The sequence below is a fragment of the Pseudomonas sp. FJ2-5-13 genome, from assembly GCF_029201605.1.
GTDB lineage: Bacteria > Pseudomonadota > Gammaproteobacteria > Pseudomonadales > Pseudomonadaceae > Aquipseudomonas > Aquipseudomonas lactis.
Genome location: NZ_CP104045.1, coordinates 4,220,952 through 4,245,168 on the forward strand (window position 1 = coordinate 4,220,952; position 24,217 = coordinate 4,245,168).

Below are 24,217 nucleotides of genomic sequence, written 5' to 3' on the forward strand. Positions count from 1 at the left end.
CTATACCCCTCCGAAACTGCCGGCCAGGGTGCCGATAATCAGCGCCCAGCCGTCCACCAGCACAAACAGCATGATCTTGAACGGCAACGAGATGATCAAAGGCGACAGCATCATCATACCCATGGCCATCAGCACGCTCGCCACCACCAGGTCGATGATCAGGAACGGGATGAAGATCATGAAGCCGATCTGGAACGCGGTCTTCAATTCAGAAGTGACAAACGCCGGCACCAGGATGGTCAGCGGTGCCTGGTCCGGGGTGGCGATGTCGGTGCGCTTGGACAGGCGCATGAACAGCTCAAGGTCGCTGGAGCGAGTTTGCGACAGCATGAAGTCCTTGATCGGGCCCTGGGCCTTGTCGATCGCATCCTGGGCCGTGAGCTTTTCCGCCAGATAAGGTTGCAGGGCTTGCTGGTTCACCTTGTCGAACACCGGCGCCATGATGAACAGCGTCAAAAACAACGCCATGCCGGTGAGGATCTGGTTCGACGGCGTCTGCTGCAGGCCCAGGGCCTGGCGCAGGATCGAGAAGACGATGATGATCCGCGTAAAGCTGGTCATCAGCATGACGAACGCCGGGATAAAACTCAGCGCCGTCATGATCAGCAGGATCTGCAGGCTGACCGAATATTCCTGCGCGCCCGCCGCGTTGGTGCCCAGGGTGATCGCCGGGATCGACAACGGGTCGGCGCCCAGGGCCATCGGTGCGACCAGCAACAGCATGAGCGTCAACAAAACGCGCATTACTTCTTATCCTTCTGATCCTTGCCCAGCAACTCCATCAGGCGCTGGGCGAATTCTGGCGTGGCGGCTTCGGTCTTGACCGCATCCACCGGGGTCTTGAGTACATGCAGCGGGGTGATGCGGCCAGGGGTGATGCCGAGCAGGATCTGCTCCTCGCCCACCTGCACCAGCACCAGCCGATCACGTGGGCCGAGGGCGCGCGAGCCCACCAGCTCGATCACCTGGCCGTTGCCCGGGCCGATGCGCTGCACGCGGCGCATCAGCCAGGCCAGCACGAAGATCAGGCCGATCACCAGCAACAGGCCAAGCACCAGTTGCGTCAACTGCCCGCCGACGCTGCCGACCGCAGGTGCGGTGACTGCCTGCGCCACCGGCTCCGCCGCCAGGGCGCTCAATGGCAGCGCCAGCAACAGTCCCGCCATCGCGTACTTCATCTCAGCGCAACTTCTTGATGCGTTCGCTCGGGCTGATCACGTCGGTCAGGCGGATGCCGAACTTCTCGTTGACCACCACCACCTCACCATGGGCAATCAGGGTGCCGTTGACCAGCACGTCCAACGGTTCGCCGGCCAGGCGGTCCAGCTCGATCACCGAACCCTGGTTGAGCTGCAACAGGTTGCGGATGTTGATTTCGGTGCTTCCCACTTCCATGGAAATCGACACCGGGATGTCGAGGATCACATCCAGGTTCGGGCCGTCGAGGCTCACCGGGTCGTTGTTCTTCGGCACGCTGCCGAATTCTTCCATGGCCAGGCGGTTGCCGGCCGGCGCGGTGGCGGCGTCGGCGGCCAGCAGCGCGTCGATGTCGTCCTGGCCTACATCGCCGGTTTCTTCCAGGGCCGCAGCCCACTCGTCAGCCAGGGCCTGGTCTTCGGCGGAAGTGTTTTCGTGTTCGGTAGCCATTACATGTCCTCGGCGCAGCAAACAATCATGAATTAGGGTTGAATCAGCGGCGGTTGATCGGCTCAACCACTTGCAGCGCCAGGTTGCCCTTGTGGGAACCGAGCTTGACCTTGAATGACGGCACGCCGTTGGCGCGCATGATCAACTCTTCGGGCAAGTCGACGGGGATGATGTCCCCAGGCGCCATGTGCAAAATATCCCGCAGGCGTAACTGGCGGCGGGCCACGGTGGCGCTCAGCGGCACGTCGACGTCCAGCAGGTCTTCGCGCAGGGCCTTGACCCAGCGTTCGTCCTGGTCGTCGAGGTCGGACTGGAAGCCGGCGTCGAGCATTTCGCGCACCGGTTCGATCATCGAGTACGGCATGGTCACGTGCAGGTCGCCGCCGCCGCCATCGAGTTCGATGTGGAAGGTCGACACCACAATGGCTTCGCTGGGGCCGACGATGTTGGCCATGGCCGGGTTCACTTCCGAGTTGATGTACTCGAAATTGACTTCCATGATCGCCTGCCAGGCTTCCTTCAAGTCGATAAAGGCCTGCTCCAGCACCATGCGTACCACGCGCAGTTCGGTAGGGGTGAATTCACGCCCTTCGATCTTGGCGTGACGGCCGTCGCCACCGAAGAAGTTGTCCACCAGCTTGAACACCAGTTTGGCGTCGAGGATGAACAGCGCGGTGCCGCGCAATGGCTTGATCTTGACCAGGTTGAGGCTGGTGGGCACGTACAGCGAGTGCACGTATTCACCGAACTTCATCACCTGCACACCGCCCACGGCCACGTCCGCCGAGCGGCGCAGCATGTTGAACATGCTGATGCGGGTGTAGCGGGCAAAGCGTTCGTTGATCATCTCCAGGGTCGGCATGCGTCCCCGCACGATGCGATCCTGGCTGGTCAGGTCATAACTTTTGACGCTGCCGGGTTCGGCAGCCATTTCGGTCTGTACCAGACCATCGTCCACGCCATGCAACAGCGCATCGATTTCATCCTGGGACAGCAGGTCTTGCACGGCCATGTCGTGATCCTACTGCAATACGAAGTTAGTGAAGAGCGCCTGCTCGACCACGACTTTGCCGAGTTCTTTCTGGGCCACTTCCTGCACGCTGGCAGTGACCTTCTGGCGCAGCATTTCCTGGCCGACGGGCGTGGCCAGGCTGTCGAAGCTCTGCCCGGAGAACAGCATCACCAGGTTGTTGCGGATCACCGGCATATGCACCTTGAGGGCATCGAGGTCCGCCTGGTTGCGCGCCAGCAAGGTGATGCTCACCTGCAAGTAGCGTTGACGACCATTCTGGTTGTAGTTGGCGACAAAGGCCGGAAGCATCTGCTCGAAGATTGCCGGTTGCTTGACGTTGGCGGCAGCTTCGGCGGCGGGCGCCGGTTTGCTCGCACTGCTGTGCATGATGTACCAGGTGCCGCCCACCGAGGCGCCGATGGCCAGGAGCAGGCCCAGCACAATCAACAGGATCAGCTTGAGCTTGCCTTTGCCTGCGGGGGGAGTTGCTGCGTCGTCGCTCTTCGCCATGCCAATAATCCGTCACTATTCGGGGATTCGTAGATCTATGGCAAGGCAAGAGCAAGTGTTATGCCAGAGTTGGCTGGTAATGAGGGAAGAGCGAACACCACAAAACAAATGTGGGAGCGGGCTTGCTCGCGAATGCGGTGTATCAGTCACACAGATACTGACTGACACTCTGCATTCGCGAGCAAGCCCGCTCCCACATTCAGACCTGTACAGGCCTCAAGTCAGGCGTAGTAGTCGACGGCGCTGGAGCCGATCACGCTCTGGCTCACGGGCGCTGCCACTTCGGCCACGTCCACAGGGCCACCGGCGTCGCCGCTGTCAGCACGCCTGCCGCTGCCACTGATGCCCCGCGCCTGGCTCTGCTGTTGCTGCTGGTCCTGCCCCCGCGATTGGTCGGAGACATTCACATCCACCTGCCCCATGCCCTGCTGGGCAAACATTTCGCGCAAACGGCCAGACTGGCTCTCCAGCGCTTCACGCACCACCGCATGGCCGCTCATGAAGTTGACTTGGGCCTGCTGGTCCGCCGTCATGTTGACCTTGATGTCCAGGCGCCCCAGCTCAGCGGGCTGCAACTGAATCTCGGCCGACTTGAGGTTGGCGCTGGACAGGTACATCACGCGGTTGACCACCTCTTCGGTCCAGCCGCTCTGGTGCATGGCCAGGGGCGCATTGGTGACGGGCGGCAAGGCATTCGCGGTTTTCGGCGTGGCCGCCTGGGTCAGCGCGGCCAGGCGGTTGGCGAAGTCATCCACACGGGTGTCGCTGCTGGCGTTCTTGAGGTCCTTGAGGCCGTCATCGATCAGCGCACCGAAGGCCTTGTCACCCCCTTGGTCGGTGCTGTCCTTGGTGGCTTGCTGGTCAACCATGCTGGCCAGGCCAGCGGCAAAGTTCTGCGCGGCGGTCGGTTGGTCCTGAGTGGTGGGCGCGGCTTTCTGCGGCGCCTGGCTGCTGGCCGAGACGTGACCGCCCTGCTCCATCGCCAGGCGCACGGCCGGCATCGAATCCAGCGGGTCGGCCTCGGGGTCGAAGGCCGGCTGCTTGGGCTCCTCGGTCACGGTAATGAGCGGCAGGGCCTGGTCATCTTCGGCAGCGACGGCAGACGCTTGTACGGGCACAGGGACCGCCACCGGCGTCACGGCGGCGACCAGCGCCGGATCGGCCACCGGTTGCTGCGCCAGGGACGGGTCGGCCGGTGGCTCGCCTTCACTGTCTGCGCTGTCGTCGCTCTTGGCCGGCTTGGCAGGCAAGGGATTGCCGCTATCGGCAACCGCTGGCGCGCTGGCGGCAGGTTTATCGCTGGCGTCAGCCGCTTTGTCGCGCACGGGTTTGGCTGGCGCGTCGTCGCTCTTGGCCTGCGGCTTGGCAGCTTGCTTGGCAAACACTTGAGCGAAGCCAGGGCCCTTTTCCCGCGGGGCCGCAGGCGCTACCGCAGGCGTGGCGGCCGGCGCTTGAGGCTTGGCTGCGGTGGCAGCCTGAAGGAGCGAATTAGGGGCGACTGGCATAAGTAAGGGTCTCCACTGCATGGGGTCGGGGATGCAGTCTGTGGAGGTAGAGCAAGAGTCGGGCCAGGTTTACAAAATGCCTGGACATATCCGATTCAATGTAGGAGCGAGCTTGCTCGCAAAAAACTCACAGGCGCCGCATTCATCCAGGAAGCACGCGTTATCGTTGACGTTTTTCGCGAGCAAGCTCGCTCCTACATTCATACAGTGGCTTGACCAGCGCAAACTCATGATCAATCTGATCAACCAGCGCGCCTAGATCCGAGGCCGCCTCGACGGCCTCGGCCTCCAGCAACTCACACAATTGGGCCAAACGCACCGCCCCTAGATTGCCGCTGCTGCCTTTGAAACTGTGGGCAATCCGTCCCAACGTTTTGGCGTCGCCCCCAGCCTTGCGCAGTGCTGCGACGCGCTCTTGCGAGTCTTCGATAAAGGTGTCGAGCAACGTCGGGTACTCGCTCTCCATCACTTCCTGCAAGTCTGACAACACGTCGGGGTCCAAATGAATCTCAGCCACTTGCTCGCTCCTTGATCAAGAATCGGCGGATTATGCCAGAGCCTCCCAACAAAACTCCACGCAGACACTGCGCCCGCCATCGGACCAGCCTACAGCGCTGCTCAGTTGACGCACCAGGCTCAAGCCCCGACCAGACAGACGGTCGATATCCACGGGGCGTGCCAGCTCCTGCTCCACATCAAAACCCTGCCCGCTGTCTTCCAGACGCAAGGTCAGTTTACCGCCCTTGTCGGTGGGTACCACCTGCACATGCACGCGCACGTAACCGCTGTCCAACTGCGCCAGCCGCTCATGGCGCTGATGATAATACTGCGCAAACCCCTGGGCATCGCGCTTGAGCCGTGAGTCCAGGCCCAGCACGCCATGCTCCAGCGCGTTGGAATACAACTCGGCCATCACGCTGTAAAGCGCCCCGCTCTGCTCACGCAGGCCGTGGATCTCCAATAGCAGTTGCAGCAGGTACGGCAACGGGTTGTAGGTTCTGAGGGTCTGGGCGCGAAATTCGAAACTCACCGACCAATCCAGTGGGCACGACTGGCCGCTGTCGGCATACATCGGTTCGGCCGCCCGCAAGGGTTGGCCCGCCTGCAAGGTGATCTCGACCATGCTGACGTCATCGCGCGCCTGGCCGCGAAAGGCCGCCAGCGCCTGCTCGATGTCCTCGAACAGGCGGTCAGGCTCGCGGTTGGCGGCGAACACCTGCTGCAAGCGCTCGGCGCCGAACAGTTGATCGTTGGCGTCAGCGGTGTCCAGCACGCCGTCGGAGAGCAAAAACACCCGGTCGCCCAACGCCATGGGCCAGACTTCGGTGCTGTCATCGAACGCCTCTGCCGACAACACCCCCAAGGGCAGGTGCCGCGACATCAACGGCGTGCGCCTGCCGGTGGCGACTTCATGCACATAGCCTTCGGGCATGCCGCCGTTCCACACCTCCACCGCCCGCCGCTGGGCGCTCAGGCACAGCAAGGTGGCGCAGCAGAACATGTCCACGGGCAGGATGCGCTTGAGCTTGGCGTTCATTTCCCGCAGGGTCTGCGTGAGGCCGTAGCCCTTGGCGGTCATGCCGTAGAACACTTCGGCCAGGGGCATGGCACCGATGGCGGCCGGCAGGCCATGGCCGGTGAAATCCCCGAGCAGCACGTGCATATCGCCGGACGGCGTGTAGGCCGCCAGCAACAAGTCACCGTTGAACAACGCATAAGGCGATTGCAGGTAGCGGATGTTGGGCGCGGCGTTGATACAACCCGAATGGGCAACCTTGTCGAACACTGCCTTGGCCGCCCGCTGTTCATGCATCAGGTGTTCGTGGTGTTTGGCGATCAGGTCACGCTGTTGCAAAACCGTGGCCTGTAGGCGGCGCAGGCGGTCCATGGCGTTGATCTTCGCCGCCAGGATCAAAGGGTTATAGGGCTTAGGCAAAAAGTCATCGCCGCCGGCGTCCAGGCACTGGGCCAGGGCTTCGCTTTCGCGCAGCGAGGTGAGGAAGATGATCGGCACCAGCGCCTCCCCCGCCAACTGCTTGATCTGCCGCGCGGCTTCAAAGCCGTCCATCACCGGCATCAGCGCGTCCATCAACACCAGTTGCGGGCGCTCGCGGGCAAACACCTCAATCGCTTCGGCGCCATTGCTCACCGTGAGCACCTGATGGCCCTGGCGACGGATGATGCTCGCCAGCAACAGGCGGTCGGCGGCGCTGTCTTCGGCGATCAGGATGGTCAGCGCCTCCAGGACCGGGGCCAGGGCGCTCAACTGATGTCGAACAGCTTGTCGAAGTTGGAGATGGCGAGGATCTTGCGCACGTCGGAGTTGCTGTTCGTCACGCGGACCTCGGCGTCATCACCGCCGGCATGATCCCGTAGCAACAGCAGCATGCCGAGGGCTGAACTGTCCATGTAGGTGGCCTCCTTGAGATCGACGATATAGATCTCGGGGACCTTGTAGAAACGCTCGTAGGCCTCCCGAAAGGTCTGGTGGCTGCCGAAATCGAACCGGCCCTTGATTGCGATCGTCAACTTCTTCCCATCCAGGGATACTTCTGACTCGACTGACATGTGACTGCTTCCTTGTCATTGCACTAGACACAAGGTGTAGCAGCTGAAGAGCATCTGAGCAACACAGTGGATCAACTGTGTGGCTTGCCTGCGATAGCGGTGGGTCTGCCGGGTTGTAAGTGACTGATGCACCGCAATCAACTTCGGTACGACGCTGACCCTGTGGCGAGGGAGCTTGCTCCCGGGACGACCGGATAGCCGACGCCTATCTACCTGACGCGCCGCTGTCCAAATGTGGGAGCTGGCTTGCCTGCGAAGACGGCCTGGCAGTCAACACAGTTGGACCGGGTACATATCGGTTATTTAGGTAACGGCCACTTAGGGTTCCGCCCTGACGGCGGCTCACTTTTGAAAAGAGCCCAAAAGTAAGCAAAAGGCTCTTGCCCCACCACTCGGCACCTCGCTTGGGCTCGGTGTGCCCGTAATCCGCCAGTGATTTGGGGGGCCGCCGCCACGCGCCATCCATGGCGCGGGGCGGCTAAACCGGCATCCCTGCCGGTTTACCCCCCAAATCACTGTCGAATTACGGCCAGCGTGGTTTGACGGGGCGCCTGAGATCAAGATCAAAAGCAGATCAAGATCAAGAGCGGCTCGCTTCGCATCGTGGTTACGGTTGAGCGCTACAGAGTCGTGTAGATACCTATGCCCATCGCAGGCAAGCCAGCGCCCACACTTAGAACTGTTCTGGGCGGGGAAGGCGTTGGGAGAGTTCATCGAGCAGTTTTTGCTCGCGCTTGTCTTCGATGGCTCGCGCTTCGTCGATGTAGCGCTGCACCAGTTTGCGCAACCCCTCGACCCGGGCAAACGCCTGTTGCCAAGCTTCGCGGGCTTTGTCGAGGTTGGCCTCGTGCCAGGCCAGGCTTTGGCGTTGTTGGCCTACGGCGGTTTCAAGCTGGTTGAGAAAGCCCTGGTATCCCATGAGCCACTGGCCGGACACACCCTGGCTGCCGCGCTCGATCCACTGTTGCTGGTACTCGCCCCGAAAACGCTCCAGGTCGCCGAGCTTGCTTTGGGCCAAACGCACCTGGCCCTGGAAGTAGCCAAGGCGCTGTACGGCAGCTTTCTCGGCCTTTTCGGCCATGTCCACCACCGGGGCCAGGCGGGCGGCGCGGCTGTTGGCCATGGCTTAGCCGCCCGGCGCCGGGGCGAAGATGGACTGCAAGTGCGACTGGCTCTCGCCCATGGTGATCTTGTCGTTGAGGCCTTGGCGCAGGTAGGTCACCAGTTGCGGCTGCAAGGCGATGGCCAGGTCGGTGTCGCGGTCGCCACCGGCCACATAGGCGCCGACGCTGATCAGGTCACGGCTTTGCTGGTAGCGCGACCACAGCTGCTTGAACTGCTGGGCACGGGCCATATGCTCGGGCGTGACCACCGCCGGCATCACCCGGCTGATGGACGCTTCGATATCGATGGCCGGGTAATGCCCCTCTTCGGCCAAACGCCGCGACAGCACGATGTGGCCGTCGAGCACGCCCCGCGCCGAGTCGGCAATCGGGTCCTGTTGGTCGTCGCCTTCGGACAACACCGTGTAAAACGCGGTGATCGAGCCGCCGCCCGCTTCGGCATTACCGGCACGCTCCACCAGCTTGGGCAGCTTGGCAAATACCGATGGCGGGTAACCCTTGGTCGCGGGCGGCTCGCCGATGGCCAGGGCGATCTCGCGCTGGGCCTGGGCGAAACGCGTGAGCGAGTCCATCAGCAACAGGACGTTCTTGCCCTTGTCGCGAAAATATTCGGCGATGCGCGTGCAGTACATCGCCGCGCGCAGGCGCATCAGCGGTGCATCGTCTGCCGGAGAAGCGACGACAACGGAACGCTTGAGCCCTTCTTCACCGAGGCTGTGCTCGATGAACTCCTTCACTTCACGGCCCCGCTCGCCGATCAGCCCCACCACGATGATGTCGGCCTCGGTAAAGCGCGTCATCATGCCCAGCAACACCGACTTACCCACGCCGGTACCGGCGAACAGGCCCAGGCGCTGGCCGCGACCGACCGTCAATAAACCGTTGATGCTGCGAATACCCACGTCGAGCGGCACGCTGATGGGGTTGCGCTTGAGGGGGTTGATGGTGGGGCCGTCCATCGGCACCCAGTCTTCGGCCTTCATGCCGCCCTTGCCGTCCAGCGCACGGCCGGCGCCATCGAGTACGCGGCCCAGCATGCTCATGCCCATGGGCAGGCGGCCAGTGTCGGCCAGCGGCACCACGCGGGCGCCGGGGGCAATGCCGGCGAGGCTGCCGACCGGCATCAGGAAAATCTTGCTGCCCGAAAAGCCCATCACCTCGGCTTCGACTTGCACCGGGTGGTAGCTGTTGTCGTTGATCACCAGACAGCGGCTGCCCATGGCGGCGCGCAGGCCCTCGGCTTCGAGGGTCAGGCCGACCATGCGCAACAGGCGCCCTTCGAGGATCGGCTGGCCGGGCAATTCGGTGGCCTCGGCGTAGCTGCCCAGGCGCTTGGCGAAGCTGGTGCGATCAAGGCGCATCGGTGGCGTCCAGGTCAACGCTCAGGTCCGGCTCGGCGGGGTGCAGGGCCTGTTCATGCAGTTGATCGAACAACTTGGCCATGATCTGGCTGATGCGGGTTTCCACCGTCGCATCGATGCGGCTGTGCTCGGTCTCGACGCGGCAACCGCCGGGCTGCAACGAAGCGTCTTCGACGATGCGCCAGGTTTCTTCATGGCGCTCGCGCAGGGCTTTGACCTGTTCGAAATCCTGGGGGTTGATGTACAGCCGCACATTGCCGACGCCCAGGGGCAGCAGCTTGAGGGCTTCACGCATCACCGCTTCGATCTGGCTGGAGTCGAGCACCAGTTCGCGCTGGATCACTTGGCGCGCGATGTGCTGCACCAGGCCGACCATGGATTTTTCCAGCTGTGAGTCCTGTTCGGCGATAGGGTCGAACAGGTTGCCCATCAGGCGCTCCAGACTACCCAGCTTGGTGGCCAGCGCCGCCTCGGCTTCCTGGCGAACCTTGAGGGTGGTGCTGCGAAAGCCGTCTTTTTCCCCCGCGGCAAAGCCTTCGTTGTAGGCCTCCTGGCGGATGGTTTCCAACTCTTCGAGGGTCAGTGGCTGGACTTCATCCAGCGGCACTTCTTCCATTTCCGCCGGTGGTTCCTCCACCGGTTCAGGCTCGGGCTCCGGCACATGGGGGTCGAAGCTGGGCAGCGACCAGATGTCGAAACCGCCGACATCCCGCGCGCGAATCAGATCGCTGGGCGCCTCATCTTTATTCGACATGCAAGGCGCCTTAGATCATTTCTTCGCCGCCCTTCCCGCCGAGAACGATTTCTCCGGCTTCGGCCATACGGCGGGCAATGGTGAGGATTTCCTTCTGCGCGGTTTCCACGTCGCTGACGCGCACCGGGCCCTTGGCTTCCAGGTCGTCGCGAAGCAATTCGGACGCACGCTTGGACATGTTTTTGAAGATCTTCTCTTTGACGTTTTCGTCCGAGCCCTTGAGGGCCAGCACCAGCACGTCCGAGGACACTTCGCGCAGCAGCGCCTGGATGCCACGGTCGTCGACATCGGCCAGGTTGTTGAACACGAACATCAGGTCTTCGATCTGGCCGGACAGGGTGTCGTCGATCTCGCGGATCGAGTCCATCAACTGGCCTTCCACCGAGCTGTCGAGGAAGTTCATGATGTCGGCTGCGCGCTTGATGCCACCCAGGGTGGTGCGCGAGGCGTTGGAGTTGCCGGAGAACTGCTTCTCCAGAATGGTGTTGAGTTCTTTGAGCGCCGCCGGTTGCACGGTGTTGAGCGACGACACCCGCAGGATGATGTCCAGGCGCACTTTATGGTCGAAGTGGCCGAGCACTTCGCCGGCCTGGTCCGGGTCTAGATAGGCCACCACGATCGCCTGGATCTGCGGGTGCTCGTAGCGGATCACGTCTGCCACCGCGCGCGGTTCCATCCATTTGAGGCTGTCCAGGCCGCTGGTGTTGCCACCCAGCAGGATGCGGTCGATCAGGCCGTTGGCCTTGTCTTCGCCCAGGGCCGAGGTGAGCATCTTGCGAATGTAGCTGTCGGAGCCGACGCCCAGGCTGGTCTGGTCGCCGACGATCTCGACGAACTCGCTCATCACCTGCTCGACTTGCTCGCGGTGCACATTGCGCATCTGCGCCATGGCCACGCCCACTCGCTGGACCTCTTTAGGGCCCATGTGGCGCAGCACTTGGGCAGCGTCGGTTTCACCCAGGGACAGCAGCAGCACGGCGGCTTTGTCGACCCGGGACAGCTTGGCCACAGCGGCTCGATCATTCATCTGCGTTAATCCACTCTTTCACGACCTGAGCCACACGGCCCGGGTCTTCTGCCACCAGACTCTTGATTGCGTTCAACTGAGCGTCATAGCCTTCGCTCGGGCTTGGCAACAGGATGCTTTGCGGGCCGCCGAGGCTGACGCGGTCGTTGGCCAGTTCGCCGTCCAGGCCGCCCATGCCACCCAACTCGACGTCGCCACCGGCCAGCGCCAGTTGCTTCTTGCTGCCGCCGGTGATGTTGTTGAGCACCGGGCGCAATACGCCGAACACCAGCACCAGGATGAACAACACCCCGAGCACTTGCTTGACGATGTCCCAGAACCACGGCTGGGTGTAGAACGCCGGGTCAGCGATGACCTCACCGCGCTCGGCGGAGAACGGCATGTTAATCACGCTGACACTGTCGCCACGGCTGGCATCGAAGCCAACGGCGTCTTGCACCAGGCGGGTGAAGCGCGCCAGTTCGTCAGCTGTCCACGGCGCACGGGTCACCGCGCCGTCCGCTGGGTTGACCTTGACCTGGTCATCGACCACCACCGACACCGACAGACGATTGATCTTGCCCTGTTGCTGCTTGGTGTGGCTGATGGAACGGTCGAGCTCGAAGTTCTTGGTGGACTGGTTACGCTTGTCCGCAGGGTACGGCGCAAGCATTGGCTGGCCGGTGGCCGGGTCCATGATCTGCTGGCCGTTGGCGTCCAGCAGCGGCTGGCCAGGCTGGATCGCGCCAGCGGTAGCGGCGGCGCCACCGGTGGTCTGCGGTGCCGAGGCCGGCGCAGGTGGCTGGTTGCTCAGGGCGCCCGGCACACCTTGGGGGCCATTGCTGGCAGTGCGTTGTTCGCTGGTGGACTGCTCGCTGCGCAGGGCCGGTTGGTCGGGGTTGAACTGCTCGGAAGTGGATTCGACGGCGCTGAAATCCACGTCGGCCGACACTTCAGCCTTGTAGCGGTCGTTGCCCAGTACCGGTTGCAGGATGTTATGCACGCGCTGGGTGAGCATGCTTTCCATGCGGCGGCTGTAGTCAAATTGCTTGCCGGCCTGGGTCAGCGCAGAGTTTTCGGCCATGTCGGACAGCAGGTTGCCCTTCTGGTCCACCACGGTGATTTGCGACTTGCTCAATTCGGGAACACTGGTGGCCACCAGGTTAACGATCGCCAGTACCTGGCCAGGCTCCAGGGACCGGCCAGAAAACAGTTCAACCAACACCGAGGCGCTGGGCTTGCGCTCGTCACGCACGAACACCGAGCTTTTCGGAATCGCCAGGTGCACACGGGCAGCCTTGACGTTATTCAGGCTGGAAATGGTGCGCGCCAGTTCGCCTTCCAGACCACGACGATAACGGGTGGCTTCCATGAACTGGCTGGTGCCCAGGCCCTGGTCTTTGTCGAGGATTTCAAAACCGATATTGCTGTCGGACGGCGCCACGCCAGCGGCGGCCAGTTTCATCCGTGCGCGGGCCACGTCATCGGCCTTGACCAGCAAGGCGCCGGAGTTGGGCTCCACGGTGTAGGCGATGTCGGCGGCGGCGAGGGTTTCCATGATTTGCTTGGAATCCATGCCCGACAGGCTGCCGTACAGGGGGCGGTAATCGGGTTGCTGCGACCACAGCACCACGGCAAAACCAATCGCCACGCTGGCTGCCAGGCCCACCATCAGGCCCACCTGACGCAGCATGGTCATTTCCGAGAGGTTTTCCAGGAACGACAGGCCAAACAACGGCGGCTTGCCGTCGGCCTTGGCGGGGAGGTTGTCGGAGAGTGCTTCAGCCATGACTTAAATCTCGTCCTTAAACCGGCATCTGCATGATGTCTTGATACGCCTGAACCAGCTTGTTACGCACTTGGGTCAAGGCTTGGAAGGACACGCTGGCCTTCTGCGAGGCGACCATCACATCGGTGAGGTCCACGCCGCTTTTACCGATCTCGAAGGCCGTCGCCAACTGGCTGGACGCCTGCTGGGTATCGCTGACTTTATTGATTGCCTGACCGAGCATGTCGGCAAAATTGCTTTGGCCCAATTCCGGCGCTGGCGCGACGGATTTCGGTTGAGCCATGGCATCCATTTGCATGGCGCGCATATCCAACATCAACCGATTGAACTCAATACCCTGGCTCATGACCTTCTCTCTCCGACGACCTGCAATTTTTTGACACTACGCAGCGGTTACTAGGGGTGGTAGCAACAAGGGTGCCAGCTCTGGAGCAACTCGTAAGAAAAGGCGACAAAGCTTGTCGAACTTGTTACCGCAAGTTTTTTGCGCCCTTCTTCCCGCACGTTTTTTTGTAGGAGCGAGCTTGCTCGCGAAAAACGTCAACGATAACGCGTGCTTCCAGGATGCCCGCGGCGCCTATGGGTTCTTCGCGAGCAAGCTCGCTCCTACAGACGGGATTGGCGCGAGGTCAGGTGGCGAAAAGATAGGCTTCCACGTCCATCCCGGCATCGCGCATCTGCGCCAGCTTGTAGCGCAAGGTGCGCGGGCTGATGCCCAGGCGCTCGGCCGCTTCTTTGCGGCGGCCGCGTTCGGCGCGCAGGGTGTCGATGATCATCTGGAATTCACGGCGGCGCAGGTCATCGCCCAGGGCGCCGGCCGATTCTGCCTCGGCGACCACGGGAGCCGGGGCCAGGCTCGGCAACGGCGCAGCGCCATTGCCCATGGCCAGGCAAAAGTCTTGCGGCTGGATCAAACCGCCCTGCTGCAAAATCAACGCACGCTGGATCGCATTGTCCAGCTCGCGCACGTTGCCCGGCCATGGATAACTGACCAGGCACGCCTGGGCCTCGGGTGATAAACGCGCCTGGGCATGCTTCATTTTTTTGACGTGGTTGTTCAGCAGGCGCTCGGCCAAGGGGATGATATCCGCCGGGCGCTCGCGCAGTGGGCGCCAGGCCAGCGGGAACACCGACAGCCGGTAGAACAGGTCTTCACGGAAGCGCCCCGCCGCCACTTCGCCCGCCAGGTCGCGGTTGGTGGTGGCGACCACGCGGATATCCAGCTGGATCGGCTTGCGTGCGCCCACGCGCTCCACTTCCCGCTCCTGCAGTACGCGCAGCAACTTGGCTTGCAGGCCCAGGGGCATTTCCGAGATTTCGTCGAGCAGGATGGTGCCACCGTCGGCCTGTTCGAACTTGCCGGCCTGGGCCGCGATGGCGCCGGTGAACGAGCCCTTTTCATGGCCAAACAAGGTGGCTTCGAGCATGTTGTCGGGGATCGCCGCGCAGTTGATCGCAATGAACGGTTGCTTGGCACGGCCCGATTGCTGGTGGATATACCGCGCCAGCACTTCTTTACCGGTGCCGGACTCGCCGGAAATCAGCACGGTGGAATCACTGCGCGCCACCCGCGCCGCCAGTTCCAGCAATTGCGCGCTGGCCGGCTCAAAGGCAATCGGGCCATCGCCGTCGGCGGCGGGCATCACGCCCAGGGCATGCCGGGCGACCAGTTCGATCAACGCCTTGGGCTCGAACGGCTTGACCAGGTAATCCGCCGCGCCTTGACGCATGGCATCCACCGCCCGCTCCACCGCGCCATGGGCGGTCATCAGCAGCACTGGCAGTTGCGGCTGGCGCACGCGCAGCAGGCCGAGCAACTGGTGGCCGTCCATGCCGGGCATATTGACGTCGCTGACCACCAGGCTGAAGGTTTCCTGTTCGACCGCCTCCAAGGCTTCCTCGGCAGAGCCGACCGCACGGTAGTCATGGCCCGCCAACAGCAGCGTGTCTGCCAATGCTTCACGCAGGGCGCGATCGTCTTCCACCAATAAAACCTTGATAGCCATCATCCTCTTACTCCGCGCTTGCCGCGCTGGAAAACAGCGGCAAGGTCATCAATGCACAGGTGCCACGCCCCAGGCGGGAACGCAGCTGCAATTGTCCCTGATGGGCACGGGCCACTGCCTTGACCACGGTCAGGCCCAGGCCAGTGCCGTTGGTTTTGGTGGTAAAAAACGGCTCGCCCAGGCGTTGCAGCACTTGCGGGGCGATACCGCTGCCGCTGTCGCTGACGCACAGGCGCAGGGTTTGCTCGCGGGTGTACAAGTGCACCTTCAATCGCGCACCTGGGCCACTGGCCTGGGTGGCGTTTTCGATCAGGTTGAGCAGCGCGCCCACCAGGGTGTCGCGGTTGCACAGCAATTCGCCCTGGTGGCTGTCGCACTGCCAACGCAGGTTGGCCTCCTGCACATGGGTCGCCGCTGCCGCTTGCAGGGACTGCATCAAGCCGGCAGGGGTAACGCGATCGGTCAGCGGCAGTTCGCCGCGGGCAAACACCAGCATGTCGCGCACTTGGTGTTCCAACTCATGCAGGCGCTCCTTGAGGCGTCCGGCAAAGCGTTGGTGGGTGGCCGCGGGTAATTGCTCGTCAGTCAAATGACTGGCGTAGATCAATGCCGCCGACAATGGCGTACGAATCTGATGCGCCAAGGAAGCGACCATCCGGCCCAGGGACGACAACCGTTCATGGCGGGCCAACTGATCTTGCAGGTGCCGGGTTTCTGTCAGGTCATTGAGCAGCACAAGCTGGCCAGGCTCAGCGTCCAGGGAACGGGTGGCGATGGACAGCCGGCGCCCGTCCTTGAGGGAGACTTCGTGGCCGTCGTCTTCACGGGGGGCAAAACAGCGGGTGATGACTTCACGCCACAGCTCGCCTTCCAGCGGCAGGCCGAGCAGGTCGCAGGCGGCCGGGTTGGCTTCGCGCACGCGGCCCTGGTCGTCGATGACGATTACGCCACCGGGCAACAGGTCCAGCAGGTTTTGCAGGCGGTTGGCCAGGCGTTCTTTCTCGGCTAGCTCTTGCATGCGCTGGGCGCTGACCACCGCCAGTTCGCCTTTAAGCTCGGAAACCCGGGCCTCAAGCAGGCTGTAGGAGTCGGTCAGCTGGCTCGACATCTGGTTGAACTGCGAGAACGCGTGCTCCAGGCCCTGGCGGGTCGGCGGTTCTACAGGCGAAACCAGCCCCTGGATAGCAGGGGCCGAAGATAGTTGGGCGGCGTGGGGCATCATGCTCTCTCGCTTGGCTGACCGTCAGTTAAACGGAACGTTGCGAGGGCTGTAGCAATACCCGTGCCGAAAAAAATCTAGCTATAAATCAGGTAGTTGAAAAACAGGCGTCAATCATCCGCCTGTTCATCACCTTCTTTGCGGCTCATACCGTACTTGCGCATCTTCTCCACCAGGGTGGTACGACGGATGCGCAGGCGCTCGGCGGCGCGGGCCACGATGCCATGGGCATCGTCCAGGGCCTGCTGGATCAACCCTTGTTCCAGGTTGCCGAGGTAGTCCTTGAGGTCCAGGCCTTCGGGCGGCAACGTCGCGGTGGCGCCGAAGTCCGGGGTATGCCCGTTGATCGCCACGCGCTCTTCCATGTCGCTGCGCAGGCTGTCCATCTGCTCGTCTTCGTCGTCGACGTAGCGGAATTTCTTCGGCAACTCGACCACGCCGATCACCCCGTACGGGTGCATGATCGCCATGCGCTCCACCAGGTTGGCCAGCTCGCGGACGTTGCCCGGCCAGCCGTGGCGGCACAGGGACATGATCGCCGCGGAGTTGAAGCGAATGGAGCCGCGCTTTTCGTGCTCCATGCGCGAGATCAGTTCGTTCATCAGCAACGGGATGTCTTCGACGCGCTCGCGCAGCGGGGCCATCTCGATAGGGAATACGTTGAGGCGGTAGTACAGGTCTTCGCGGAAGCTGCCGACCTCGATCATGCTTTCGAGGTTCTTGTGGGTGGCGGCAATGATGCGCACGTCCACGCTCTGGGTCTTGTTGCTGCCCACGCGCTCGAAGGTGCGCTCCTGCAACACGCGCAGCAACTTGACCTGCATCGGCAGCGGCATGTCGCCGATTTCGTCGAGGAACAGGGTGCCGCCATTGGCCAGCTCAAAGCGCCCGGCACGGCTGGTGATCGCCCCGGTAAAGGCGCCCTTCTCGTGGCCGAACAATTCGCTTTCCAGCAGCTCTGCCGGGATCGCCCCGCAGTTGACCGGCACGAAGGGCCCGTCGCGGCGCTTGGAGTGATAGTGCAGGTTGCGCGCGACCACTTCCTTGCCGGTGCCCGACTCGCCGAGGATCAGCACGCTGGCGTCGGTGTCGGCCACTTGCTGCATCATCTGGCGCACGTGCTGGATGGCACGGCTGGTGCCGACGAGGCTGCGAAACAAGTTGGGTTCACGGTGACGGCCGCGCTCGCGGGCCTGGTCGTACATCTCGCGATAGACCTGGGCGCGGTGCAGGGAATCGAGCAATTTGCTGTAGCTGGGCGGCATTTCCAGATTGGAAAGCACGCGGCGGCGCTGGTCTTCCGGCAGGTCCACGGAAGAAATATCGCCCATTAGCAACACCGGAAGGAACTCATCCCAGGTAGACAGTGTCTTTAACAGGCCCAGAACTGCGCCAGGAGCGTTTACCGTCCCGATCAATACGCAAATGACTTCACGGCTCGACGACAACGAGCTGACCGCCTGCTGCCAATCGTGGCTGCCGCAGGGTAAATTTTCTTCACCGAGAAAATTTAAAATCACCGCTAAATCGCGGCGGCGGACGCTATCGTCATCGATCAGCAGAATTTTGGTTTCACGCCACATGCAATAGCAACTTCCCTAGTAAAACTTCCTGCCCCGGAATGAGGGCAATCAAGACGTCTGTAAGATTTCTTACCTTCTAGACGTCTGAAATCTGAAAACAGCACTAGTTAAGTCAAAAATGTTGGCACAGTCAAATATATGACGCGCCGTTCGGATTAACTGCGCCCGTTCAACCGAACAGATGGTAAACCTTTGACGCATTTTTCGCTTGGTTGATCTGCGACATCTCTTCGAAAATCGCCTGGCGCTCGCCGGTCGTCACCTCCAGCAACTGCCGATACACCACCAGCAGGCTTTCCAGCTTTTCGCGCAGTGCATCCTCATCTACCGGCGCCTCGCTGAGCACCTCATCAATCACCGCCCGGCACCCCAGGTCCAACTCGCCGACAGCTTCCCAGTTGCGCTCAGCCAGCGCGCCGATCAGGGCTTCGCGGGTTTCGTCGATGCGTTGCAGTGCGTGGCTCATGATGTGTACCTCAAGGCAATCGGCCTTATTGTGGAGCGATGGCATCCCAGCCGGTCTTGACGGTGATCAGCAGACGGGCGACTTCGTCGATCATCTCGACGTCATTGACTCGGTTGGCCTCGACCAGGCGATTGCCCATGTAGTTATACAAGGCATCCAGACGCTGGATCGCGGCCGGATCTTCGGCTTTCTCCGGCTCCAGACCATCGCGCAGGCCCGAAATGATTTCGATCGCCTTGCCCAGCATCAGGCCCTTTTGCGCGATGTCCCCGCGGCTCAACGCACCCTTGGCCTGGGCCATGCGGTCCAGACCACCTTCCATCAGCATCTGCACCAGGCGGTGCGGGCTGGCTTCGGAGACCTGAGCGTGGGCATTGACCTTCTGATACTGGCGAAGGGCTCTCATCGGGTTCATGTTGCTACCTCGTTACTGGCGACAATCGAATAGGTTTGCTTAACCAGTTTTTCGACCACGGCGATAAAAACTTTAATCCAGCACCCTGCGCGAGAGCCCCTGGACAGGGCTCTGGCGCGCACCGCTCATCAGTTCGACTTAGGATTGTTCAGCGAGTTGAGGGTGGTCAGGATGCTGGAGCTGCTGGCGTTGATCTGCGCGATCATGGTGTCCATCGCCGTGTACTTGGCGGTCAGGGACTTCTGCAAGGCATCCATGCGCCGCGTCAGGTCGTCGGTCTCTTTGTTCAAGTCGGTCAACTTGTTATTGAGATCGGTGGCCCGGGTCGCCAGGGTGCCGGTGGTGCCGACGTAGCTGTTGGTCGCCTTGTTCATGCGGGTGATCAAGCCCGTGTCGCCGGTGAACAGCTTGGCAATGTCGCCAGCGCCCTTGACCACGGCCTTGTCCCAGGTTTTGTCATCCAGGCTCAGCAGGCCGGTTTTCTGGTCGGTGGTGATGCCCATCTGCGCCAGGCTGGTCATGGTGCCCGCGCCGGAGCCGTTGACCAACTCGGAACGCAGGCTGTTCACCAATTGACGCATCGACGCATCGCCGGTCAACGCACCTGCGGTGGTGGTGGAGGCATCACCGGTTGCGGTGACCTTGGTTTGAGTGTTGATCGCCGTCATCAGCGTGTTGTACGCGCTGACGAAGGACTGCACCGAGGTTTTCAGGGTGTCGGTGTTGCTGGCCACGGTGATGGTGGTCGGCTTGGTGATGTCTACCGTGTCCAACAGGTCCAGGGTCACCCCACTGATCGCCGAGGTGATCTTGTTGCTGTTCGATGACATTTCAATGCCATCAATGGAGTACTTGGCGTTGGTCGGCGCCTTGCCTTTGTCGTAGCCGACAGCCAGCTGCGAATCACCGCTGAGGGTGATGTCGGTGCCCTCGCCCATGGTGGTCGAAGTCAGTACCAGCCGCGCGCCATTGGAGTCACTCAGTACGTTGGCACTGATGCCTTGGGACGAGAGCTGGGTGTTGATCGACTCGCGCACCTGTTGCAGGGTTGCGCCGCCGGGGATGACCACGTCGTAGCTTTTGCCCGACTGGTTGATGGTCAGCGTCTGGTCTTCGTCGGTGCTGTTGGCCTTGCCCGATGCGCCTTCGGCATTGACTGCCGTAGTGACTTTCGAAGCAGTGGCCAGGTTGGCAATTTCCAAGCGGTACTTGCCGCTGGATGCACCGTCAGTCAGGGTGACCTTGGCGTTTTTCTCTTCCGAAGAAGTCGCCGCCAGCCCGTTGAAGGCCGAGGCATTGTTCAACTTGGTGATCGCCGCCTGGTAGGCTTCCAACGCCGTCTTGACCGAGCCCACGGCAGACAACTGCACGGTGGCTTTCTTCTGCTCGTTGGTGATCTGAGCCTGCTTGGGCGCCTGCTCGGCACCGACCAGCGCCTTGACGATTGCTTGGGTGTCGTAGCCCGAACCTGGGCCGGAAATCGTTGAACTAGCCATTTGCCATTCTCCTTGTCCTGCAGCGGCCGTTTTTTGGCGCTTATACGCCTAGACCGCAATCAGAAACATGTTTCGTGCCAACTCAAGCCTTGCTATCAAACAACAGGCTGCCGGCATCGCTCAGGTTCTGCGCCAATTTCAGCGCGGTCTCCGATGGTATCTGTCGAATCACTTCACCACTGTCAGTGGCGATCACCTTGACCACTACCTTGCCGGTAGAGTCATCGATGGAAAAATCCAGGTTGCGCTGTGAAGCCTGCACAAACTCACGCATATCGGTCACAGCCTTTTCCAGCGCAACGCGCTGCGGCTCTTCACTTTTGATCGGCTCATTGCTGGCCACAGGCTTGGCCTGGGTCACCACTGCGCCAAGGTTGGCCGGGGCCGTGCCTGCGGGGTAAGACGAGGTCAGCTTGATGCTCATGTCCATGTCACCACCTCCAAACTGAAAAAACGGAAGGGCACGTTGTTAAACGCACCCTCCCGTTATTTAACCGCTAGCGCTATTACTGAAGCAGCTTCAGAACAGACGATGGCAGTTGGTTGGCCTGGGACAGGATCGCAGTGGAAGCCTGTTGCAGGGTTTGTTGCTTGGTCAGCTCAGCGGCTTCAGAAGCGAAGTCAGCGTCTTCTACGCGGCCTTTGGCAGCGGAGGAGTTCTGCGAAATGCTCTGCAGGTTGGCCACGGTGCTGGCGAAGCGGTTTTGTACGGCACCCAGCTGCGAACGCTGGCTGTCGATCTGCTGCATGGCGTCGTCCAGAGCCTGGATGGCCTGCTGCGAAGAAGCGGCAGTCAGGATGCTCAGGTCGGAAACGCTGGTTTCCATGGTGACGGCGGACTTAGTGCCGGCCGCAGCTACAGCGGTCAGACCCAATGCAGCCAGGCCAGTACCGGCGCTGCCGTCCTTGATGGTGATGTCTTTGTCAGCAAACAGGTTCAGGGTACCGTCAGCATTTTTGCTGGCTTGAACACCGGTGCTGGCGCTGTTGATCGAAGCAACAATGGCGTCAGAGGTGTCGCCCTTCTTGAATTTGACTTCAACGCCGTTCACGTCGATCGAAGTATCAGCGGTCAGTTTGGCTTGGGTAGTACCAGCCGAAAGGCCCAACTGCGACAGAGAACCGCTGGTGGTGTTGGCCAGCTTGATATCTGCGCCGTCACCCGAGGTCAGCTTGACACGACCGTCAGCGAAAGTAGCGGAAGCACCGTTAGCAGCACCGCCGGCAGCGGTAGTCAGCTTGGTCAATACGCTGGTCAGAGTGTCAGTGTTAGTCCAAGTAACGGCATTGCCGTTAACAGACACTGCACCTGCCGCACCCATGGCGCTTGCGCCAGTAGTTGCTACAGCTGCGGTAGTGCTAGGAGCACCAAGGCCAAGTTTGGCGAGACCGTCAGTGGCAGTACCGCCAGCAAGCGCCAAAGTGATATCGCTCTTGGAAGACAGCGTCACAACACCGGCAGCATCCGTACTTGCAGTAACACCAGTTTCAGCGGTCTTAGCGTTGATATCTGCAACTGCAGAGGTACCACCAGCTGCGCCTGCAGCTGCAGCGGTCAGGTTGATAGTCACACCATTGATGGTGAATGCGTCGCCTGCAACAATTGCTGTAGCTGCTGTACCAGTTTTAGAAGCCTTGTCCCCCAGCACCGAACCAGTAGCAGTGGCTGCCAGGCCTTTCATCGCGGCACCATCTACAGCAGCTTCTTTGTAGTTACCCTTCAGCGCGGTGGAGCTGATATCAGTCATACCGAACGAGATAGTCTCGTTGGCGTTGGCGCCGATCTGGAACGCTACGTTGTTGAACGAGCCGTCGAGCAGGTTACGACCACCGAAGGTGGTGGTGCTGGCGATACGGTTCAGCTCGCCCACTTTAGCGGTGAATTCTTGCTGCAGGGAAACACGGTCAGCGTCGCTTTTATCACCGTTGGCCGCTTGCAGGGCGAGTTCACGCAGACGCTGCAGGGTGTTGGTGGATTCTTGCATCGCGCCTTCAGCGGTCTGGGCAATCGACACGCCGTTGTTGGCGTTGGCGATGGCAACGTTCAGGCCTTTGACCTGGTTGTTCAGACGGTTGGCGATCTGCATGCCGGCAGCGTCGTCTTTGGCGCTGTTGATTTTCAGGCCGGAGGACAGACGGTTCATCGACTGGCTCAGAGCGTCGGAAGCTTTGTTCAGGTTCTTCTGGACACCCAGGGAGGTGATGTTGGTGTTTACTGATAATGCCATGACGAAATCCTCGTGGTTTGGATACTGCGGCTTCCGGCCCTGGCGACCGCCGGGTGTGGCCTAGAGAACCTACGTAATAGTTATCGTCGTGGTAGCCGGTTGCTTGAGGATTTTTTTGATTTTTTTTAGTAGCCCTGTGCCAGCCCTTGTATTTCAAGGCCTTATAGAGACGTGAAACGCCCGTAATCACGGGTTACTGGCGTCAAAACTTCGCCCTTGTAGGAGCGAGCTTGCTCGCGAAGAACCTGAGAACGCCGCGTGCATTCTGAATGCCCGCGTTATCGTTAACGTTCTTCGCGAGCAAGCTCGCTCCTACAGGGGGGGCGAAAAAAAACGCCGATGATTGTGGGATCATCGGCGTTTTTTTGTGCAGCGGCTAAAGCATCACGGGCGATAAAGAATCGCCGAACCCCACGACAGGCCCACACCAAAGCCGCTGATTGCCACGCGCTTCCAGGTGGCGTCCATCACGTGCTTTTCCAACAGCAGCGGGATGCTCGACGACACGGTATTGCCGGTCTCGACCATGTCCTTGATGAACTTGTCCACCGGCGCTTCTTCAAAGCGGCGCGCCACGGCGTCGACGATGGCCGCGCTGCCCTGGTGGATGCAGAACGCATCGATATCATCGGCCTTGAGGTCCGACTCATTGAGCAGCTCGTGCAAGTGCGCCGGCACCTTTAGCAAGGCGAAGTTGAACACCTGGCGGCCGTTCATGAAGAACACACCATCGCTGACCTTCAAGTGCGGCGCGCCGGAACCGTCGGTGCCGAACTTGGATTTGCCCAGCAACCACGGTGCATCTTCGCCCATCCAGGTGGCGGTGGCGGCGTCGCCGAATAGCATGGTGGTGTTGCGGTCTTCCGGGTCGACGATCTTGGAATACGGGTCGGCGGTGATCAGCAGGCCGTTTTTCAGGCCGGCGGCTTCCATGAAGCCTTTCATCGCGTAAATGCCGTAGACGTAGCCGGAGCAGCCCAGGGAGATATCGAAGGCGGCCACGTGAGTCGGCAGGCCCAGTTTGTCCTGCACGATGGCGGCGGTGTGGGGCAAGCCCTCTTCATCGCCGTTCTGGGTAACGACGATCAGCGCGTCGATGGACTCGCGCTTCAAATCCGGGTTATTGGCGAACAATGCGTTGACGGCTTCGACGCACAGGTCGGACGTTTCCTGTGCAGCTTCCTTGCGCGGCAGGAACGCCGAACCGATCTTGCCGATGATGAACTCTTCATCCTTGGCGAATTTGGCACCCTGGGCGTAGTTATCGATCCCGTCTGCCGGCACGTAACTGGCGATGCTTTTTATGCCAATCATTGTGGCTTCCCAATACTAAATAGCTGGAGAACACCCCTCGGGCTACGCCGGGAGTGCTGACAATAAAGGGGATAACCCCATGAAAATCTCGCTGAAAGCCGCCCGATGAAGGCCCTGTGACGACTTATCCTTTTCACACGATACAGTGAAGATGCGCTTTATGACTCACAGGTCACTCAATTTTGCGTGGTTTATGCAAAACGTTTCAACAATT

Annotated in this window: 24 protein-coding genes; all 24 read right to left on the reverse strand. The window is 61.2% G+C overall.

Annotated elements, in window-relative coordinates:
• A complete protein-coding gene (fliP, locus tag N2A98_RS18560; RefSeq protein WP_275622482.1) occupies window positions 1–744 on the reverse strand; it encodes a flagellar type III secretion system pore protein FliP in 744 nt (247 codons plus the stop codon).
• The gene (gene fliO, locus N2A98_RS18565; RefSeq protein WP_044274977.1) at window positions 744–1,178 is read right to left on the reverse strand and encodes a flagellar biosynthetic protein FliO; all 435 of its coding nucleotides are present in this window, start codon (window positions 1,176–1,178) and stop codon (window positions 744–746) included. The genes fliP and fliO overlap by 1 nt, the downstream gene beginning before the upstream one ends.
• A 1-nt stretch (window position 1,179) precedes the next feature.
• A complete protein-coding gene (gene fliN / locus N2A98_RS18570) occupies window positions 1,180–1,647 on the reverse strand; it encodes a flagellar motor switch protein FliN (protein ID WP_003192941.1) in 468 nt (155 codons plus the stop codon).
• 43 nt (window positions 1,648–1,690) lie between these two features.
• Window positions 1,691–2,659 carry a flagellar motor switch protein FliM gene (fliM, locus tag N2A98_RS18575; RefSeq protein WP_014719344.1) on the reverse strand — a complete coding sequence of 323 codons (969 nt, stop codon included), beginning with the start codon at window positions 2,657–2,659 and terminating at the stop codon, window positions 1,691–1,693.
• 9 nt (window positions 2,660–2,668) lie between these two features.
• Entirely contained in the window at window positions 2,669–3,169 is a 501-nt protein-coding gene (fliL, locus tag N2A98_RS18580; protein WP_275622483.1) for a flagellar basal body-associated protein FliL, read from the reverse strand.
• A 221-nt stretch (window positions 3,170–3,390) separates the two neighbouring features.
• Window positions 3,391–4,674 (reverse strand): flagellar hook-length control protein FliK, encoded by a 1,284-nt coding sequence (locus tag N2A98_RS18585; RefSeq protein ID WP_275622484.1) that lies wholly within the window; start codon window positions 4,672–4,674, stop codon window positions 3,391–3,393.
• Window positions 4,675–4,834: 160 nt separating this feature from the next.
• Window positions 4,835–5,191, reverse strand: a complete 357-nt coding sequence (locus N2A98_RS18590) for an Hpt domain-containing protein (protein ID WP_003192950.1) — start codon at window positions 5,189–5,191, stop codon at window positions 4,835–4,837.
• A gap of 30 nt (window positions 5,192–5,221) precedes the next feature.
• A complete protein-coding gene (locus N2A98_RS18595) occupies window positions 5,222–6,940 on the reverse strand; it encodes a fused response regulator/phosphatase (protein WP_032895948.1) in 1,719 nt (572 codons plus the stop codon).
• Window positions 6,937–7,242, reverse strand: a complete 306-nt coding sequence (locus N2A98_RS18600) for an STAS domain-containing protein (protein ID WP_047711501.1) — start codon at window positions 7,240–7,242, stop codon at window positions 6,937–6,939. Before N2A98_RS18600 ends, N2A98_RS18595 begins: the two co-directional genes overlap by 4 nt.
• 673 nt (window positions 7,243–7,915) lie before the next feature.
• Window positions 7,916–8,365: a flagellar export protein FliJ gene (gene fliJ, locus N2A98_RS18605; protein WP_003192954.1), complete on the reverse strand. Its 450-nt coding sequence runs from the start codon at window positions 8,363–8,365 to the stop codon at window positions 7,916–7,918.
• 3 nt (window positions 8,366–8,368) lie between these two features.
• A complete protein-coding gene (gene fliI / locus N2A98_RS18610) occupies window positions 8,369–9,727 on the reverse strand; it encodes a flagellar protein export ATPase FliI (protein ID WP_032895945.1) in 1,359 nt (452 codons plus the stop codon).
• Entirely contained in the window at window positions 9,717–10,481 is a 765-nt protein-coding gene (fliH, locus tag N2A98_RS18615) for a flagellar assembly protein FliH (RefSeq protein WP_003192956.1), read from the reverse strand. The genes fliI and fliH overlap by 11 nt, the downstream gene beginning before the upstream one ends.
• 10 nt (window positions 10,482–10,491) lie before the next feature.
• Window positions 10,492–11,508, reverse strand: coding sequence for a flagellar motor switch protein FliG (fliG, locus tag N2A98_RS18620; RefSeq protein WP_003192957.1), 1,017 nt, complete (start codon window positions 11,506–11,508; stop codon window positions 10,492–10,494).
• Complete coding sequence (gene fliF, locus N2A98_RS18625) at window positions 11,501–13,276, reverse strand: flagellar basal-body MS-ring/collar protein FliF (RefSeq protein WP_044274981.1); 1,776 nt, start codon at window positions 13,274–13,276, stop codon at window positions 11,501–11,503. Before fliF ends, fliG begins: the two co-directional genes overlap by 8 nt.
• A gap of 16 nt (window positions 13,277–13,292) precedes the next feature.
• A complete protein-coding gene (fliE, locus tag N2A98_RS18630; RefSeq protein WP_003192959.1) occupies window positions 13,293–13,622 on the reverse strand; it encodes a flagellar hook-basal body complex protein FliE in 330 nt (109 codons plus the stop codon).
• Between the two features lie 283 nt (window positions 13,623–13,905).
• Entirely contained in the window at window positions 13,906–15,282 is a 1,377-nt protein-coding gene (locus N2A98_RS18635) for a sigma-54 dependent transcriptional regulator (protein ID WP_032897832.1), read from the reverse strand.
• Between the two features lie 7 nt (window positions 15,283–15,289).
• On the reverse strand, window positions 15,290–16,501 hold the full coding sequence (locus N2A98_RS18640) for an ATP-binding protein (RefSeq protein WP_032895943.1): 1,212 nt from the start codon (window positions 16,499–16,501) through the stop codon (window positions 15,290–15,292).
• 110 nt (window positions 16,502–16,611) lie between these two features.
• Complete coding sequence (locus N2A98_RS18645) at window positions 16,612–18,084, reverse strand: sigma-54 dependent transcriptional regulator (protein ID WP_044274982.1); 1,473 nt, start codon at window positions 18,082–18,084, stop codon at window positions 16,612–16,614.
• A 169-nt stretch (window positions 18,085–18,253) separates the two neighbouring features.
• Window positions 18,254–18,550, reverse strand: a complete 297-nt coding sequence (locus N2A98_RS18650; protein ID WP_003192968.1) for a hypothetical protein — start codon at window positions 18,548–18,550, stop codon at window positions 18,254–18,256.
• A gap of 25 nt (window positions 18,551–18,575) precedes the next feature.
• Window positions 18,576–18,965 (reverse strand): flagellar export chaperone FliS, encoded by a 390-nt coding sequence (gene fliS / locus N2A98_RS18655; RefSeq protein ID WP_014719355.1) that lies wholly within the window; start codon window positions 18,963–18,965, stop codon window positions 18,576–18,578.
• Between the two features lie 128 nt (window positions 18,966–19,093).
• Window positions 19,094–20,461: a flagellar filament capping protein FliD gene (gene fliD / locus N2A98_RS18660; protein WP_275622485.1), complete on the reverse strand. Its 1,368-nt coding sequence runs from the start codon at window positions 20,459–20,461 to the stop codon at window positions 19,094–19,096.
• An 82-nt stretch (window positions 20,462–20,543) separates the two neighbouring features.
• Window positions 20,544–20,891, reverse strand: coding sequence for a flagellar protein FlaG (locus tag N2A98_RS18665; RefSeq protein WP_032880057.1), 348 nt, complete (start codon window positions 20,889–20,891; stop codon window positions 20,544–20,546).
• Between the two features lie 76 nt (window positions 20,892–20,967).
• Window positions 20,968–22,689 carry a flagellin gene (locus tag N2A98_RS18670; RefSeq protein ID WP_078803572.1) on the reverse strand — a complete coding sequence of 574 codons (1,722 nt, stop codon included), beginning with the start codon at window positions 22,687–22,689 and terminating at the stop codon, window positions 20,968–20,970.
• Window positions 22,690–23,073: 384 nt separating this feature from the next.
• On the reverse strand, window positions 23,074–24,003 hold the full coding sequence (locus N2A98_RS18675; RefSeq protein WP_003192977.1) for a ketoacyl-ACP synthase III: 930 nt from the start codon (window positions 24,001–24,003) through the stop codon (window positions 23,074–23,076).
• Between the last annotated feature and the right edge of the window lie 214 nt (window positions 24,004–24,217).

Bases quoted from the DNA above. Each gene is read 5' to 3' on its own strand.
- fliP (WP_275622482.1), bottom strand. From the start codon at position 744: ATGCGCGTTTTGTTGACGCTCATGCTGTTGCTGGTCGCACCGATGGCC.
- fliO (WP_044274977.1), bottom strand. From the start codon at position 1,178: ATGAAGTACGCGATGGCGGGACTGTTGCTGGCGCTGCCATTGAGCGCC.
- fliN (WP_003192941.1), bottom strand. From the start codon at position 1,647: ATGGCTACCGAACACGAAAACACTTCCGCCGAAGACCAGGCCCTGGCT.
- fliM (WP_014719344.1), bottom strand. From the start codon at position 2,659: ATGGCCGTGCAAGACCTGCTGTCCCAGGATGAAATCGATGCGCTGTTG.
- fliL (WP_275622483.1), bottom strand. From the start codon at position 3,169: ATGGCGAAGAGCGACGACGCAGCAACTCCCCCCGCAGGCAAAGGCAAG.
- N2A98_RS18585 (WP_275622484.1), bottom strand. From the start codon at position 4,674: ATGCCAGTCGCCCCTAATTCGCTCCTTCAGGCTGCCACCGCAGCCAAG.
- N2A98_RS18600 (WP_047711501.1), bottom strand. From the start codon at position 7,242: ATGTCAGTCGAGTCAGAAGTATCCCTGGATGGGAAGAAGTTGACGATC.
- fliJ (WP_003192954.1), bottom strand. From the start codon at position 8,365: ATGGCCAACAGCCGCGCCGCCCGCCTGGCCCCGGTGGTGGACATGGCC.
- fliI (WP_032895945.1), bottom strand. From the start codon at position 9,727: ATGCGCCTTGATCGCACCAGCTTCGCCAAGCGCCTGGGCAGCTACGCC.
- fliH (WP_003192956.1), bottom strand. From the start codon at position 10,481: ATGTCGAATAAAGATGAGGCGCCCAGCGATCTGATTCGCGCGCGGGAT.
- fliG (WP_003192957.1), bottom strand. From the start codon at position 11,508: ATGAATGATCGAGCCGCTGTGGCCAAGCTGTCCCGGGTCGACAAAGCC.
- fliF (WP_044274981.1), bottom strand. From the start codon at position 13,276: ATGGCTGAAGCACTCTCCGACAACCTCCCCGCCAAGGCCGACGGCAAG.
- fliE (WP_003192959.1), bottom strand. From the start codon at position 13,622: ATGAGCCAGGGTATTGAGTTCAATCGGTTGATGTTGGATATGCGCGCC.
- N2A98_RS18635 (WP_032897832.1), bottom strand. From the start codon at position 15,282: ATGGCTATCAAGGTTTTATTGGTGGAAGACGATCGCGCCCTGCGTGAA.
- N2A98_RS18640 (WP_032895943.1), bottom strand. From the start codon at position 16,501: ATGCCCCACGCCGCCCAACTATCTTCGGCCCCTGCTATCCAGGGGCTG.
- N2A98_RS18645 (WP_044274982.1), bottom strand. From the start codon at position 18,084: ATGTGGCGTGAAACCAAAATTCTGCTGATCGATGACGATAGCGTCCGC.
- N2A98_RS18650 (WP_003192968.1), bottom strand. From the start codon at position 18,550: ATGAGCCACGCACTGCAACGCATCGACGAAACCCGCGAAGCCCTGATC.
- fliS (WP_014719355.1), bottom strand. From the start codon at position 18,965: ATGAACCCGATGAGAGCCCTTCGCCAGTATCAGAAGGTCAATGCCCAC.
- fliD (WP_275622485.1), bottom strand. From the start codon at position 20,461: ATGGCTAGTTCAACGATTTCCGGCCCAGGTTCGGGCTACGACACCCAA.
- N2A98_RS18665 (WP_032880057.1), bottom strand. From the start codon at position 20,891: ATGGACATGAGCATCAAGCTGACCTCGTCTTACCCCGCAGGCACGGCC.
- N2A98_RS18670 (WP_078803572.1), bottom strand. From the start codon at position 22,689: ATGGCATTATCAGTAAACACCAACATCACCTCCCTGGGTGTCCAGAAG.
- N2A98_RS18675 (WP_003192977.1), bottom strand. From the start codon at position 24,003: ATGATTGGCATAAAAAGCATCGCCAGTTACGTGCCGGCAGACGGGATC.